Genomic DNA, 14,694 nt, shown 5'->3' on the forward strand with positions numbered 1-14,694 from the left:
TAGCGATGCGCTGGAAACGCGGAAGACGCAGTGACAACGTGGTGGATGCGCGCGGCAGCGGCTCACGCATGGGCGGCGGCAAAGGGCTGACCCTGGGCGGAGTGGCCATCGTGGTGATCGTCGGCCTGCTCAGCGGCCAGGACCCGATGCAGATCCTCGGCCAGCTGGCCGGGCAAGCCATGCAGGGCGGCTCGGTCAGCGCGCCGCAACGCTCAACGCCTGCCGCCAATGACGAGCAGTCGGAGTTCGTCCGCGCCGTGCTCGGCGATACCGAGGACACTTGGAGGGAAATCTTCCAGGGCGCCAACCGGCAGTACAAGGACCCGACCCTGGTGCTGTTTCGCGGCGGGGTGAATTCCGCCTGTGGCTTTGCCAACTCGGCAGTCGGGCCGTTCTATTGTCCAGGCGATCAGCGGGTGTATATCGACCTGGCGTTCTTCCGCGAGCTGGAACAACGCTTTGGCGCCGCCGGCGACTTTGCCCAAGCCTATGTGATTGCCCATGAAGTCGGCCACCACGTACAGACCCTGCTCGGCGTCTCGGCCAAGGTCAACGCTGCCCGCCAACGCGGCGAACGGGTGGAGGGTGCGAACGGGCTACTGGTACGCCAGGAGTTGCAGGCCGACTGCCTGGCCGGGGTGTGGGCCTATCACGGTCAGCAGCGCCATGACTGGCTGGAGCCAGGCGATATTGAAGAAGCGCTGAACGCCGCCAATGCCATCGGCGATGACCGCTTGCAGAAGCAGGCCCGCGGCCAGGTGGTGCCTGACTCCTTCACCCACGGCACCTCAGAGCAGCGCGTGCGCTGGTTCAAGACCGGTTTCGACGGCGGCGATGTCGGTCGCTGCGATACGTTCAAGGCCACGCGGCTGTAAGCCAGACAAACGCCCAAGATATTCAGCGCAAAAAAATGCCGCTTACCTGATCAGGTAAGCGGCATTTTTTATCAGCGGCACGCTCTGTCTATTGCGCCCAAGGCGGTGGCGGCTCTTCGCCTTTGGGTTCGTCTTCGGCATTCAGCAGCGCCTGACGGCGCGCTTCGTCGGCCAAGGCGGCCTTGATCTCGCGCATCACCGCATCGATATCGGCTTCTTCTTCCGGGTCATCGAATTCACCCGTCAGCGGGCTCTCCGGGGTCAGTTCACCGGCCTCATAGAGCGCCCACATTTCCTTGGCGTACTTGGTGAATTTCAATTCTGGGGCAAACTGACCGAAATACTCAGCCATGTTGCGCACATCGCGCTCAAGCATCTTGAACGCATGGTTGTTGCCGGCCGCATCCACAGCTTGCGGCAAGTCGATAATCACCGGGCCACCCGGATCAAGCAGCACGTTGAATTCCGACAGGTCACCATGCACCAGGCCAGCGCAGAGCATTTTCACCACTTCATGAATCATAAAAGCGTGGAATTCGCGGGCATCATCCGGGTGCAGGTCGACATCATTGAGGCGCGGAGCCGCGTCGCCCTCACCGTCATCGACCAGTTCCATGAGCAACACGCCTTCAAGGAAGTCATACGGCTTGGGCACCCGCACCCCGGCGTTGGCCAGGCGGAACAAGGCGGCAACCTCGGCATTCTGCCAGGCATCTTCCTGGCCCTTACGGCCGTACTTCGAACCTTTGGCCATGGCCCGGGCATCACGGCTGTTGCGTACCTTGCGGCCTTCCTGGTACTCGGCGGCTTGGCGAAAACTGCGCTTATTGGCTTCCTTGTAGACCTTGGCGACGCGCAGTTCCTCACCGCAGCGCACCACGTAGACCGCGGCTTCTTTACCGCTCATCAGCGGGCGTATCACTTCATCGACCAGCCCGGCTTCGACCAGGGGCTCAATACGTTTTGGCGTCTTCATCAGCTTTAATCAGGGGTCCTGTGTTGCCCAAGTCGACTCTGCCGCCCGTTATACGGCAATCTTTACGCAGCGCCCACCCTCCTGTCAGCACACCCCGCATTACCTGGCGCCACCCAGACCGATCGAAGGCTGAGTAAATCGCTCAATCATGCCGCTTAGCGGTGTGTTAAGTGGCGCACATGCAGCAAACCCGGCGTTACAAACACACGCGCCATGCAACCAAAAGGGATTTAACACTGTCCCATTCGCTGTATATTCGCCAGCCGGTCAGGCCACGCGCAAGGCCCCTTACCGCCACCCCGCGAAGGCGCCTCGCCTGAGCCTGCATGATTGGGGGAAACAACTGTGAAACATGCCCAATCTGGCAGCAGCACCCTGCCCCAGCAGCCACATCTTCAGACGCGCAACGCAGTGGGCAGTCTGGCCGCCAAGCGCCACGCGCATCCTAAACGCTGCAATGGCATCGCCGCGCTGCACATCGCCTCCAGCCATGTCGTCACCGATACGCCTGCACGCTACATCAGCCGCCTGTGTGCGCAGTTTGCGCACAAGCTGCCCGTCAGTTTCGGTGACCACCACGGTCGCATCGAATTTGCCTTCGGCCTCTCGCACCTGCATGCGGATCGCACCGGCCTGCATATCACTGTCCTGAGTAATAACCCGCAGGACCTGAACAAGCTCAAGCACCTGATAGCCACACACTTCGAGCGCTTTGCCTGGCAAGGCGAGTTAGACCTCGCGTGGCAGTAGCCCACGACACCCCACCACGCAGGTGAGCACCTCAGGTTACCAATAACTGCTGCCGCAGCGCCTCGATGGCATAACGCACTTTGGCCGGTTGTGCATCGCGGCGCGGTGTCACCAAATAAATACCAAACGGCGGCATGCGCCAGTGCGGCAGTAGCTCACGCAAGCTGCCATTGGCCAACTCTTCGAGCACTTCCTGCTCCGGTTGCAGCGATACGCCCATACCGGCCAAGGTGAAATGGCGCACGGCGAGGATGTTGTTGCAGCCCACCCGGCTTTCCACCCGCAGCTTCTCGACCTGGGCATCGGGCCCATGCAGCTCCAGCAGGTTGAACGCGTTATCACCATGCAGGATCAGCCAGTCCAGGCCGAGCAGGTCGCGGGGATGATTGATCTGCGGCTTGCGCAGCAGGTAGGCGGGTGCTGCGCACAGCAGCATGCGCGTATCACCGATATGCCGCGCCACCAGGCTGGAGTCCTCTAGGTGGCCGACGCGGATGGCCAGATCAATGCGCCGCTCAATCAGATCGATTTGCTCATCCTGAAAAAACAGCTTGAGGCTCAGGCCACTATGCGCCTGCAACAGCGGCGCCAGCGCCGCGCTGAGCCGCCGTCCGGAAAACCCCACGGGCGCAGCAATACGCAGCTCGCCGACCGGGGCATCGCGTAACTCGGCCAGGCGCTGTTCGGCCTGCTGCGCCAGTGCCAGCACCTGAGCGCAGCTCTGGTAGAAGGTCGCACCCGCTTCGGTCAGGGTCAGCTTGCGCGTGGTGCGATGCAGCAGGCTGACCTGGGTGCTGTCTTCCAGTTTACGAATCTGCTGACTGATTGCTGAGGCCGTCATCCCCAACACTTCAGCCGCCGCCACCATGGAGCCTCGGTCGACTACGGTGGCGAACACCGCCATGCGCTTTAACTGCTCCATTCGTAAGCCCTGCTTAATAGTTAAAGCCTTTTTAGCCTATTTTTCTGCCCTTTACCCAGCTGCGATTATTGCTGTCACCTAATCGCACCTGGAGAACCCCATGAAACTCGCCCTGATCGGCGCCAGCGGCTTTGTTGGCGCTGCTGTTCTGCAAGAAGCCCTGGACCGTGGCCATCAGGTCAGCGGCATCGTCCGTGATCCCGCGAAACTACTGCAGCACCCGGCCCTGACCGCAGTGGCTGGCGACGCCTACAACGCCGACGCCTTGGCCGAGCAACTCAAAGGCCATGACGCAGTGATCCACGCGTTCAATCCGGGCTGGGGCACAGCGGATATTCGCCAGCGTTTTATCCAGGGCAGCCAGGCGATCATCGCAGCCAGCAAACAGGCCGGCGTACAGCGCCTGCTGGTGGTCGGCGGCGCAGGCAGCCTGTATGTCGCCCCAAACCTGCAGCTGATCGACACTCCGGACTTCCCCGCCGCGTACAAGGAAGGCGCCGAAGGCGCGCGGCAAACCCTCAACCTGCTGAAAACTGAAACCGCGCTGGCCTGGAGTTTTATCTCACCGCCCGCGCTGTTGCAGCCGGGCGCACGCAGCGGACAGTTCCGCATCGGCGGCGACCAGTTACTGATGAATGGCGACGCCCCGGCGCAGATCTCGGTCGCAGACCTCGCGGTAGCCATCATCGATGAGCTGGAGCGCCCACATCACCTGCGCCAGCGCTTTACCGTTGGCTATTAAGCCGTCACTTGACCAGGAGAACCCCATGCCACTGAACGCCAGCGCCTATGTCGTCACGGATACACCGGCCCGCTACATCAGCCGGCTGTGCAAACACTTCGCGCACAAGATTCCGGTGAGCTTCGATGAACAACAAGGACGTATCGAGTTCGACAGCGGCTTGGCACTGCTGCAGGCCGAGACCGACGGTTTGCGCCTGAGTGTGCAAAGCGCCAGCAGCGAAGGCTTGGAAAGCCTGAAACAGGTCGTCAGTCGGCATTTTGAACGCTTCGCCTGGCAAGCCGAACTCAGCCTTGACTGGGAATAACCACTGCTGAGTAGGGAACAACGGCCTGAGCCCAGCAAATAGCGGCGGCGCGGCAGCCTGTCGCTCAGGGCAGGTTGTCACCGAAAGCCGTCTCGATGTTCAGGCCCAGGCTGATCACGCCGAGCAGTACATCGGTATCAGGGTCGTAAAGCGGCGCCGAGACCTTGCTCTGAAAGCTCTGTGTTGAACCGTCATACTCAATCGCGCCGATATACACCTCGTCACGGGGGAGCGACGCGGCCCGCTGAAAATCCAGCTCATCAGCCTGCCAATAATCACTGGTGCTCTCGCTCAAGGCCACTAATTGACCGCTGGCATCACTGATAAACAATTCATTAAACAGCGGGGCATACTGCTGAGCGATACCGGCTAACAGCTTGGATGGCTGCAGGTTGAGCATGCGCCGGATCAATGGTTTTTCTTCAAGAATACGCTCGCGCCGCCACTGCCGATCCAGCTCCTGGATCCGCTCCGCGCTGTTCTCGCGCTGATTCGCCGCCCGCAAAGCCTTAAGCAGATCAGCATGTAGCCCCCAGCGCGCCACATGCTGCGCGACCAGCTGGCGCAGATAGGCCTGCTCCGCATCACTGAGCGCTATGCTGGCCGGAGCGCAGCTTTCCACCTGGCGATTGAAGGCCTTGAGAAAGTCCGGGTGCCCATCGAGAAAGGTCTTGGAAAAATACACGCCCAACGGCGAGTAGCGCACGAAACGCTCGTGCAGCATCTGCTTACCCTCTGCCTGTTCAAGCGTGCTGTGCATGGCGCTGCTATCAGCCAGCACCATATTGATACGGCCATGGCGAAGCATTTCCACCAGCTGCTCCAAGCGGGGCACTTTCTGTTCAACTTTAATACCGCGCGATTCGAGCCAGATCATGCTGTTGCTGCCCAGTACGCTGCCGATCCTCAGCTGCTTATCCCAGATGGGCAGGTTGAGCAGGCTGGGGTCCAGCGCATACCAGTACCACTTCTCGATCAGCAGCGGCGCCGAGAGCACCGCGTAACCATCTACCAGACTATTGGGTGCCGAGCTGAAGAAGCCGTCGGCGACCTGTCGGCTGACATTCAGCCTGGCGCGCTGCAACGAGGTCAGCTGAATCTGATAGGGCTGCTGCATACGGTTGAAAATGCATTCGAGCACCTTGACCGACAGCCCGCCGAGTTGACCATCGACCACTACTTGGTAAGGCTCTTCGAAACTGGTGTCCAGGCGCACCGGTACCGGCGGTTGTGCGGCGGCGCAAACGCTGGCCAGCACCAGCAGCAGCCCCATATGGCGCAGTCTGAACATTGCCCTCTCCTTGCGTGTGCGCCGTGGCGGATGCAAGGAGTCTAGGCGAGCTTGGCTAAGTCGCCGGGCGCCAGCTTGGGTCGCTTTGAAAGTCAGATGTGGATTGGCAGACCACCAGCCGCAGCCGACAATCAGCCCATGCTTATTGAGGATCACGCCATGCTCGATGCCGACCGCTGCTGGCAAGCCGTATGCAACCGTGATGCTGCGCAGGATGGCCGCTTTGTATTTGCCGTGCGCAGCACCGGTATCTATTGCCGGCCCAGTTGCCCGGCGCGGCGGCCCAATCGCGAGAACGTCAGTTTCCATGTCGATGCTGACGCAGCTGCAGGCGCGGGCTTTCGTCCATGCAAACGCTGCTCGCCGCAGGGCCAGAGCCCGGCCGAACAACTGGATGCGCTGGTGGTGGCTGCCTGCGAACTGCTCAACACCAGCGAGCAACCGCTCAACCTCACCCAGCTGGCAGCGCGTATCGGCCTGTCTCCTTCGCACCTGGCGCGCGCCTTCAAGGCGCGTACCGGGCTGACGCCCAAAGCCTGGAGCGAGGCGCAACGTCGCGCGCGTCTGGAACAGCAGTTGCCGGTAGCAGACAGCGTGCTTGATGCCGCGCTAAACGCCGGCTACTCCGGCACCCGCGCGCTGTATCAACAAGCGACCGCACTGAGCCCGGCAAAACGGCGTAAACAGGCTGCGGGTGAGCAACTGCGCTACAGTATCGCGCCCTGCCCACTCGGCCACTTGCTGCTGGCCAGCAGCGCCAAAGGCATCTGCGCGCTGCTGTTTGGTGACGACCCGGCTGCGCTGCTAAGTGAATTGCAGCAACGCTTTGCCGCCGCCGAACTGCATGTGGATAACGCGGGCCTGGGCGATAGCTTGCGACAGGTGCTGGCGCAGATCAGCGAACCGCAGCGCGCCGCCCAGCTGCCACTGGATATTCGCGGCACGGCGTTTCAGCAGCAAGTGTGGCGCGCCCTGCAGCAGATCCAGACTGGGCAGACGCGCAACTACGCCGAACTGGCAGCGCAACTGGGCAGCCATCCGCGCGCCATAGCCCGCGCCTGCGCCAGCAACCCGCTGGGCCTGCTGGTGCCGTGCCATCGGGTGATCGCCAGCAACGGCAGCCTCAGCGGTTACCGCTGGGGCCTGGCACGCAAGGCGGCGCTGCTTAAACAGGAAGCCAACGAAGACGCGGAATAAGAGTTGACTGCAAAGCAACAAAAAATGGCCGCGAGCCATTTTTAACGCCGCGCAGCGACGGCCCGAAGGGTGGCCGCCAGGGATGGTAGGCCATAAAAAAAGAGCGGCGCCACCTGCGTGGGCCGCTCCAAATCACGGAGTTGCATACATCAGTACCCGCACAACGTGCGAATACTGCTGTTTGATTACTTTTCCAGGATTGCAGTCACACCTTGACCACCAGCGGCGCAAATTGAGATCAATCCACGACCTTCCTGCGCCACTGAGAGCAGCTTGGCTAGGTTGGCGACGATGCGCCCACCGGTGGCTGCAAAAGGGTGACCTGCAGCCAGCGAGCTGCCCTTGACGTTCATCTTGGTACGGTCGATAGAACCCAGTGGCGCATCCAGGCCCAGGCGAGTCTTGCAGTAGTCGGCGTCTTCCCAGGCCTTGAGGGTGCAGAGCACCTGCGCGGCGAAGGCTTCGTGGATTTCGTAGTAATCGAAGTCCTGCAGGCTCAGCTTATTGCGCGCTAACAGACGCGGCACGGCGTAGGCCGGCGCCATCAGCAGGCCTTCCTTGCCCGCGCCGACAAAATCCACCGCTGCCGCTTCACCATCCTTCCAGTAAGCCAGAATCGGCAGGCCACGGGCTTTGGCCCAATCCTCGCTGGCCAGCAGCACCAGGGAGGCGCCATCGGTCAGTGGCGTCGAGTTGGCGGCGGTCATGGTGCCGCGCGGGCTGCGCTCAAAGCAGGGCTTGAGCGTGGCGAGTTTTTCCAGGCTGATATCGGCGCGCAGGTTCTGGTCGCGGGTCAGACCACGGAACGGCGTAAGCAAATCGTCGTGCCAGCCTTCTGCGTAGGCGGCGGCGAGTTTCTGGTGGCTGGCCACGGCCAGCTGGTCCTGCTCGTCACGCGGAATGGCCCAGGTCTGTGCCATCAGCTCGCAGTGCTCGCCCATCGACAGGCCGGTGCGCGGTTCGCCGTTGCGCGGAATGGCCGGAGCCAGATGGCGCGGACGAATCTGCAGCAGGCTCTTAATCTTCTCGCCGGTGCTCTTGCCTCGATTGGCCTGCAGCAGGATCTTGCGCAGCCCTTCGTTGACCCCAATTGGCGCATCCGAGGTGGTGTCGACGCCGCCAGCGATGCCGCACTCGATCTGCCCAAGCGCAATCTTGTTGGCCACCAGCAGCGCTGCTTCCAGCCCGGTGCCGCAGGCCTGCTGCAGGTCATAGGCCGGGGTTTCCGGGGACAGGCGCGAGCCAAGCACGCATTCGCGAGTCAGGTTGAAGTCACGCGAATGCTTGAGCACCGCACCGGCCACCACTTCGCCGAGGCGTTCGCCGTGCAGGTTGAAACGCTCGACCAACCCATCCAGCGCGCTGATCAGCATCTCCTGGTTGCTCGCAGTGGCATAAACGGTATTGGAGCGGGCGAACGGAATACGGTTACCACCAACGATGGCGACGCGGCGCGGCTGGGTCATGGATTACTCCTGATGAAGTGAATGGCGCACAGGCTAGCTTGTTACCGCAGTGTGGCATTGGCCGCCTTGCCAGCGCAGCAGGCGATGCGGTCAATTGCGCATTTCTGCTGCCTGAGTAGAGTGGGCGCACTTTTGATCCATGCGCAGGAGCCGTTTCATGTCAGACCGTTATCTCGCCTTTGCCAACTCCACCTCAGGTCGTCGATTGGTCAGTGCGCTCGGTCTGCCCGCGCCGCTGCTGCTGGAGCGTTGGATGGCCGGGCGCAGTCGACCGGTGGACGGTGCCCTGCTGATTGGCGGCGAAGGCAGCCTGGCCAGCGCCGTGCTGCCCTTTGCCAACAAACTGACCGACGCCCTGTTCGCCGCCCGTGAAGGCCAATTTGATTTGCCGCGCTGGACTGCCGAGCACGGCCCCAAGCTCAAGGCGCTGGTGTTTGACGCAAGCGGGCTGACCCGCTTCGAGCAACTGATCGAGCTGCGCGACTTCTTCCAGCCGGCGTTCAAGGGCCTGGATAAATGCCCGCGCGTGGTAATCCTCGGCCGCGCCCCGGAATCGTTGAAAGACCCGATTGCCGCCAGCGTGCAGCGCTCCCTGGAAGGCTTCAGCCGCTCCCTGGGCAAGGAAATCCGCCGCGGCGGTAACGTGCAGCTGATCTACGTTGGCAAAGGCGGCGAGGCGCAGCTGGAAGGCGCACTGCGCTTCTTCCTCTCGCCGAAAAGCGCTTATGTATCCGGCCAGGTGCTGCGCCTGAATGCCTGTGGCGAGCAGGTCAAGGACTGGACTCGCCCACTGGCCGGCAAGAAGGCCCTGGTTACCGGGGCCTCGCGCGGCATCGGCGCAGCCATCGCCGAAACCCTGGCCCGCGACGGTGCCGAAGTGGTGCTGCTGGACATACCGCCGGCCAAGGACGCTCTCGACGCACTAGCTGCCCGCTTGGGCGGGCGCAGCCTGGCCCTGGATATTTGTGCCAGCGATGCCGCCGCGCAGCTGATCGAGGCTCTACCGGACGGTATCGATATCGTCGTGCACAACGCCGGCATCACCCGTGACAAGACCCTGGCGAAGATGAGCGACGACTTCTGGAACTCGGTGATCAACGTCAACCTGAATGCCCCGCAGGTGCTGACCCAAGCCCTGCTGGACGCCGGCAAGCTGCACGACAACGGCCGCGTGGTGCTGATCGCCTCGATCAGCGGCATCGCCGGCAATATGGGCCAGACCAACTACGCAGTCAGCAAGGCCGGAGTGATCGGCCTGGCCCAGGCCTGGGCGCCGACGTTGGCCAAGCGCGGTATCAGCATCAACGCCGTGGCGCCCGGTTTTATCGAAACCCAGATGACCGCCGCCATCCCACTGACCATCCGCGAAGCCGGCCGCCGCATGAACTCCATGGGCCAAGGCGGCTTGCCGCAGGACGTCGCCGAAGCCGTGGCCTGGTTCGCCCAGCCCGGCTCGGGTGCCGCCACCGCACAAGTGCTACGCGTATGCGGGCAGAGCCTACTAGGTGCTTAATCGCCCCCGGACTACATCCGAGCTACGGTTTTTAAACCAATATCAGCAGATAGCAAAAGGCCCCGCAGTGCGGGGCCTTTTGCATTCAGCGCGAGCTTGTGCCTGCTCAAGATCTCGCGAGCTAGAGCACTACAAGGCGCTACGTTAGTAACAGCCTTCGGCTGGTCAAAACGGCGAGGAAGCGGAGTGTACTTTTGTACATGAGCATTCCGAGCCTGTTTTTAACGCAGTAGGGCCGACGCGCAGCAGATCGATTGTTCCCTAGGACGACAGGTAAGACGAACGGGTCAGCCCAAGACGCAGCGCGTCGAGGAACTGGGTGCGCTCGCGCGGGCTGATCTTGGCGCTGGCGACCTTGTCGCGGTAGTGGTTCATCAACTCCTCCGGCGACAGGTGCACGTAGCGCAGCATGTCCTCGATGGTGTCGTGGGTCTCGATACCGGCGTGGTACACGCTGCCATCGGCGTTCTGGTAAATGTTCACCGAGTCGGTGTCACCGAACAGGTTGTGCATATCACCGAGAATCTCCTGGTAGGCACCGACCAGGAAAATCCCCAGCAGGTAGTCCTCGCCCTCGCGCACTTCGTGCACCGGCAGGCTGGTCTCGATCGACTGCTCATCGACGTACTGGCGGATCTTGCCGTCGGAGTCGCAGGTCAAATCCTGCAGCACGGCGCGACGCAGCGGCTCTTCGTCGAGGCGGTTGAGCGGCAGAATCGGCAGCACCTGGCCGATGGCCCAGGTGTCCGGCAGGCTCTGGAACACCGAGAAGTTACAGATGTACTTGTCGGCCAGCTTGTCGTTGAGCTCATCCAGCACCTGACGGTGCGAGCGCTGACGCGCCTTCAGCGAGTTATGCAGGCGACGGCACACAGCAAAGTAGCACTGCTCGGCCAGGGCCTTTTCGGTCAGGCTAAGTTTGCCGTCAGCGTACTGAGTCGCCACGTCGCTCATATAGTGGGTGGCGCGCCAGTAGGTCTCGGTGACCATCTCGATATCGGTCGGGCCCAGCAGCTCAACCAGATAACGCACGGTTTCCGGCAGGCTGGTGACGTCTTCGATCTTGGGGATCTCGTCGTTGTGTTTTTCCACGTCGGTGACCTGCACCACCAGCATGGCGTGGTGCGCGGTCAGCGAGCGGCCGCTTTCCGAGAAGATGTGCGGATGCGGCAGTTCCTGGGCATCGCAGAACTCTTTAAGCATGCCGACCACCACGCCGGCGTAGTCGTCCATGTCGTAGTTGATCGAGCTGGCATTGCGCGAGTGGGTGCCGTCGTAATCCACACCCAGGCCGCCGCCGACGTCGATATGGTCAACCGGTAGGCCCAGCCCACGCAGCTCGCCGTAATAGCGAATGGCTTCCTTGAAGCCGTGCTGGTAGTCGGACAGGTTGGCGATCTGCGAACCCATATGGAAGTGCAGCAGGCGGATGCCCTGATCCAGCTTGGCCGCGCGGAAGCGCTCTACCACCGACAGCAGCTGCGCCGCTGAGAGGCCGAACTTGGACTTCTCGCCACCGGTGTCAGCCCACTTGCTCGATGCCAGCGACGACAGACGCACGCGCAAGCCGATCTGCGGCGCGACCTTGAGTTCGGCCGCTTCGTCGATCACCAGCTGCACTTCGGATTCTTTCTCGATCACGATAAACACGTTATGACCGAGCTTCTGCCCCATCAGGGCCAGCTTGATAAATTCGCGGTCTTTATAGCCGTTGCAGACGATGGTACCGCCCTTCGGCGCCAACGCCAGCACCGCCATCAGCTCCGGCTTGGAGCCAGCCTCCAGGCCGATGGAGACGTTCTGCGTGGCGATGATGTTTTCCACCACCGCTTCCTGCTGGTTGACCTTGATCGGGTAAAGCGCGGTGTACGGGCTCTGGTATTCCAGACGCGCGATATTGGCATCAAATGCGCCGGTCAGCTGGCGCACGCGGTCTTGCAGAATGTCCGGAAAACGCACCAGCAGCGGCAGCGACAAGCCGCTGGAACGCAGCTCATCAACCTGCTCGTAGAGGTCAATCGGCGTGCTTTGCGGGCCATTCGGGCGCACCTCGACACGGCCCTTGTCATTGATCGCGAAGTAACCCGCGCCCCAATGGCGAATACCATAGACGCTGCGGCTGTCCGCTACGGTCCACTGGCTGCCGTCATCTTTACGTGTGCGTCGTGCAGACATCGATGTCTCCCTTGCTGGCGATAGTGGCCTTGGCACAGCCAAGACGCGTACAGATTAAAGTCTGGAAATGACGATTACTCAGCTGTGACCCAAGGTCCGCCGAGGAAGTTTAGAAAAGACGGGATCAGCCGCCGGACTTCTTGGCTTTAAAACCGTGCTTGATCAGCTCGGCCATCAGCAGCTCGACGTGGTCACCCTGAATCTCGATCACCCCATCCTTGAGCGAACCGCCGCAACCGCAGCGTTTCTTCAGGGCACTGGCAAGGTCCTTGAGCGGCTCCTCGGCCAGCGGGACACCACTGATGGTGGTCACCGTTTTGCCGCCACGACCTTTGGTTTCGCGGCGCACGCGGGCGATGCCATCACCGTCGGGGATCAGGGTCTGTTTGCAGGTGCAGGCATCCACCGGCTGACTGCAGTCCGGGCAATGCCGGCCGCTGTCGGTGGAATACACCAGGCCGCTGAGTGCGGCGAATGACGAAGCTTTCTTGACCACCGGTTTGTCCTCGAAGGGGTCAGGATAGCGACTGGTCGACTGAGTGCTCGGGGTCGACCGCGAAGCCCCACTCTGGCAGGGGCAGCGCACCCTGGCGATACACGGCCAGGGCTTGAAGGCGGCGCAGTGTAACGGCAAAAGCCGCGACTGCTAAGTGTAAAAATGCGCCATTAATCGGCGGATTGGCGACCTTGTTCAGGATGCCGAACAAAACGTCCAGATATCCTGCACAAAGCCAGGGCTGACGCGGGGTTTGGCCGTTATTGAGGGCCTAGCGAGTGGCTGCCAGATAGCGCTGCAAGGCGGCCAACGAGTCGGGGCAATACGGCAGGTGCTGCGTCTCGGCCAATGCCTCGTCGATGGAGATAAAGCGCGCCTCCAACACTTCCTCCGGCTGCAAGCGCAGCGGCGCATCGGACACAGCCGAATAGGCCATGCACCACAGACGGCTTTCCGGCGCGTCGTAGAGGAAATGCGCATGCTCCACCAGCTGCGCGTCTTCGATACCCAGCTCTTCAGCCAGCTCGCGCGCGGCCGATTCGGCGTAGCTCTCGCCTTCGAGCACCATGCCGCCGGCTGCCACATCCCAGTAACCGGGGTACAGCGCCTTGCTCAGGGTACGCCGGTGCACGCACAGCAAGCCGGCACTGTTGAATAACAGGATGTAGGTGCCGCGCCCGAGCAAGTGCCGCTCGCGCAGCTCACTGCGCAGTACACCGCCGAGCGGACGGTCCTGCTCGTCAACCCAGGCGATGCGCTCAGCATCAGAGGCGGCGCGGTGCGCCACCTCGGCTTCGGACCAGGCCACCGCTTAACCCTGCGACAGCAGTTGGCGCAGGTCAATCAGCCCGGCATTGGCCCGCGAGATGTAGTTGGCCATCACCAGCGAGTGGTTGGCCAGCAGGCCATAACCGCTGCCATTGAGGATCATCGGACTCCACAGGGTTTCCTGGGCCGCTTCCAACTCGCGAATGATCTGGCGCACGCTGACGGTGGCGTTCTTCTTCGCCAGCACATCGGCGAAGTCCACTTCAATGGCACGCAGCAAATGCGCCAGTGCCCAGGCCTGACCACGGGCTTCGTAGAACACGTTGTCGATCTGCAGCCACGGCGTTTCGTAATTCACGCCTTCTATAAAGTCGGCCTGGGCCACGCTATCGGCCAGCGCTGGATCAACCACTGCAGTATTCAGACGCACTTGACCGACACTCGCCGACAGACGCTGTGACAGCGAACCCAGACGCGTGGCGGCGTCGCCCAGCCAGTTATTCAGGTTGTCAGCACGGGTGTAGAACTGGGCATTGCCCTTGCTCGGGTCGCCCAAGCGTTCAAGGTAACCATCCAGTGACTTGATGCCTTCAGCGTATTCCGCCTCAGAGGCCGGCAACGCCCAGCTTTTGTGGTCGAAGTGGAAGCGCGGTTCGGCCTTGGCCAGGTCGGCGTCTTCGGTCGACTGTGATTGCGAGCGAGTGAAGTCTTTGCGCAGCGCACGGGACATGTCTCGCACCTGCACCAGCACACCAAACTCCCAGCTCGGCATGTTGTCGAGCCACAGACCCGGCGGAGCGAGGTCGTTCGCCAGGTAACCGCCCGGCTTGTTGAGCAAAGTGCCCGCGACCTGCTTCAGGGTCTCCACAGTGGTGTAGCCATTCACCAGCTTGCGCCCGCTAGCCTGAGCCGCGGCTTCGGCGCGTTGCTGCACGGAAAACTGCGCGGGCTCCTGGCTCCAGTACCAGCCCACCACCAGCGCCACGACCAGGTAAAGCCCGAGCAGGCCTGCGACCAAGCGCGTAACCGTGCGTCCTGTCGATTGATTCGGTGAGGTGGTGGCGGTGTCTGCGGCGCCAGTGCGCGTTTCGGCCGTTCGGTTTTTCCAATCCAGCATGGCAATGTCCTTTTGTTACCCAAGTAGCAAACTCGCGACCGGCTGCATCACCCGGCGGCTGTTAGTTTGACCACAACCCTCAAGCAGGGTTGCGCAACT

The 14,694-nt window shown here is 62.0% G+C and carries 15 protein-coding genes; 6 read left to right on the plus strand and 9 right to left on the minus strand.

Annotated features, from left to right (window positions below):
• Nucleotides 1-5 precede the first annotated feature (5 nt).
• Nucleotides 6-875 carry a KPN_02809 family neutral zinc metallopeptidase gene (gene ypfJ, locus HCI85_RS05640; RefSeq protein ID WP_167142852.1) on the plus strand — a complete coding sequence of 290 codons (870 nt, stop codon included), beginning with the start codon at nucleotides 6-8 and terminating at the stop codon, nucleotides 873-875.
• A gap of 88 nt (nucleotides 876-963) precedes the next feature.
• On the opposite strand, the gene HCI85_RS05645 is transcribed toward ypfJ, so the two are convergent.
• On the minus strand, nucleotides 964-1,851 hold the full coding sequence (locus tag HCI85_RS05645; RefSeq protein WP_090249509.1) for a PA4780 family RIO1-like protein kinase: 888 nt from the start codon (nucleotides 1,849-1,851) through the stop codon (nucleotides 964-966).
• Nucleotides 1,852-2,196: 345 nt separating this feature from the next.
• Between HCI85_RS05645 and HCI85_RS05650 the strand changes: the two genes are divergently transcribed.
• Nucleotides 2,197-2,601 carry a DUF2218 domain-containing protein gene (locus HCI85_RS05650; RefSeq protein ID WP_342636206.1) on the plus strand — a complete coding sequence of 135 codons (405 nt, stop codon included), beginning with the start codon at nucleotides 2,197-2,199 and terminating at the stop codon, nucleotides 2,599-2,601.
• A 31-nt stretch (nucleotides 2,602-2,632) separates the two neighbouring features.
• On the opposite strand, the gene HCI85_RS05655 is transcribed toward HCI85_RS05650, so the two are convergent.
• Complete coding sequence (locus HCI85_RS05655) at nucleotides 2,633-3,523, minus strand: LysR family transcriptional regulator (RefSeq protein WP_167142855.1); 891 nt, start codon at nucleotides 3,521-3,523, stop codon at nucleotides 2,633-2,635.
• 100 nt (nucleotides 3,524-3,623) lie between these two features.
• Here HCI85_RS05655 and HCI85_RS05660 point away from each other — a divergent pair, with 100 nt between their 5' ends.
• Nucleotides 3,624-4,265 carry an NAD(P)-dependent oxidoreductase gene (locus HCI85_RS05660; RefSeq protein WP_167142858.1) on the plus strand — a complete coding sequence of 214 codons (642 nt, stop codon included), beginning with the start codon at nucleotides 3,624-3,626 and terminating at the stop codon, nucleotides 4,263-4,265.
• A gap of 25 nt (nucleotides 4,266-4,290) precedes the next feature.
• On the plus strand, nucleotides 4,291-4,572 hold the full coding sequence (locus tag HCI85_RS05665) for a DUF2218 domain-containing protein (RefSeq protein WP_167142861.1): 282 nt from the start codon (nucleotides 4,291-4,293) through the stop codon (nucleotides 4,570-4,572).
• 64 nt (nucleotides 4,573-4,636) lie between these two features.
• On the opposite strand, the gene HCI85_RS05670 is transcribed toward HCI85_RS05665, so the two are convergent.
• Nucleotides 4,637-5,863, minus strand: a complete 1,227-nt coding sequence (locus HCI85_RS05670) for a transporter substrate-binding domain-containing protein (protein WP_167142864.1) — start codon at nucleotides 5,861-5,863, stop codon at nucleotides 4,637-4,639.
• A 159-nt stretch (nucleotides 5,864-6,022) separates the two neighbouring features.
• Between HCI85_RS05670 and ada the strand changes: the two genes are divergently transcribed.
• The gene (gene ada / locus HCI85_RS05675; protein WP_167142867.1) at nucleotides 6,023-7,060 is read left to right on the plus strand and encodes a bifunctional DNA-binding transcriptional regulator/O6-methylguanine-DNA methyltransferase Ada; all 1,038 of its coding nucleotides are present in this window, start codon (nucleotides 6,023-6,025) and stop codon (nucleotides 7,058-7,060) included.
• 185 nt (nucleotides 7,061-7,245) lie between these two features.
• Here the strand turns inward: ada and HCI85_RS05680 are convergent, their stop codons facing one another.
• The gene (locus HCI85_RS05680; RefSeq protein ID WP_167142869.1) at nucleotides 7,246-8,526 is read right to left on the minus strand and encodes an acetyl-CoA C-acetyltransferase; all 1,281 of its coding nucleotides are present in this window, start codon (nucleotides 8,524-8,526) and stop codon (nucleotides 7,246-7,248) included.
• A gap of 157 nt (nucleotides 8,527-8,683) precedes the next feature.
• Between HCI85_RS05680 and HCI85_RS05685 the strand changes: the two genes are divergently transcribed.
• Nucleotides 8,684-10,039: a 3-oxoacyl-ACP reductase gene (locus HCI85_RS05685; RefSeq protein WP_167142872.1), complete on the plus strand. Its 1,356-nt coding sequence runs from the start codon at nucleotides 8,684-8,686 to the stop codon at nucleotides 10,037-10,039.
• A gap of 261 nt (nucleotides 10,040-10,300) precedes the next feature.
• Here HCI85_RS05685 and speA read toward each other — a convergent pair whose 3' ends face one another.
• The 5 genes from speA to HCI85_RS05710 all read right to left on the minus strand — a co-directional run bounded on the left by speA (nucleotide 10,301) and on the right by HCI85_RS05710 (nucleotide 14,595).
• Nucleotides 10,301-12,214, minus strand: coding sequence for an arginine decarboxylase (speA, locus tag HCI85_RS05690; protein WP_090249529.1), 1,914 nt, complete (start codon nucleotides 12,212-12,214; stop codon nucleotides 10,301-10,303).
• A gap of 124 nt (nucleotides 12,215-12,338) precedes the next feature.
• Complete coding sequence (locus HCI85_RS05695; protein WP_167142876.1) at nucleotides 12,339-12,710, minus strand: translation initiation factor Sui1; 372 nt, start codon at nucleotides 12,708-12,710, stop codon at nucleotides 12,339-12,341.
• Between the two features lie 19 nt (nucleotides 12,711-12,729).
• Nucleotides 12,730-12,921 (minus strand): hypothetical protein, encoded by a 192-nt coding sequence (locus tag HCI85_RS05700; RefSeq protein ID WP_090249535.1) that lies wholly within the window; start codon nucleotides 12,919-12,921, stop codon nucleotides 12,730-12,732.
• 60 nt (nucleotides 12,922-12,981) lie between these two features.
• A complete protein-coding gene (locus tag HCI85_RS05705; RefSeq protein WP_167142879.1) occupies nucleotides 12,982-13,518 on the minus strand; it encodes an NUDIX hydrolase in 537 nt (178 codons plus the stop codon).
• 3 nt (nucleotides 13,519-13,521) lie between these two features.
• The gene (locus HCI85_RS05710; protein WP_167142882.1) at nucleotides 13,522-14,595 is read right to left on the minus strand and encodes a DUF2333 family protein; all 1,074 of its coding nucleotides are present in this window, start codon (nucleotides 14,593-14,595) and stop codon (nucleotides 13,522-13,524) included.
• Between the last annotated feature and the right edge of the window lie 99 nt (nucleotides 14,596-14,694).

The organism is Pseudomonas sp. OTU750018 (assembly GCF_011636575.1).
GTDB classification, from domain to species: Bacteria; Pseudomonadota; Gammaproteobacteria; order Pseudomonadales; family Pseudomonadaceae; genus Aquipseudomonas; species Aquipseudomonas peli.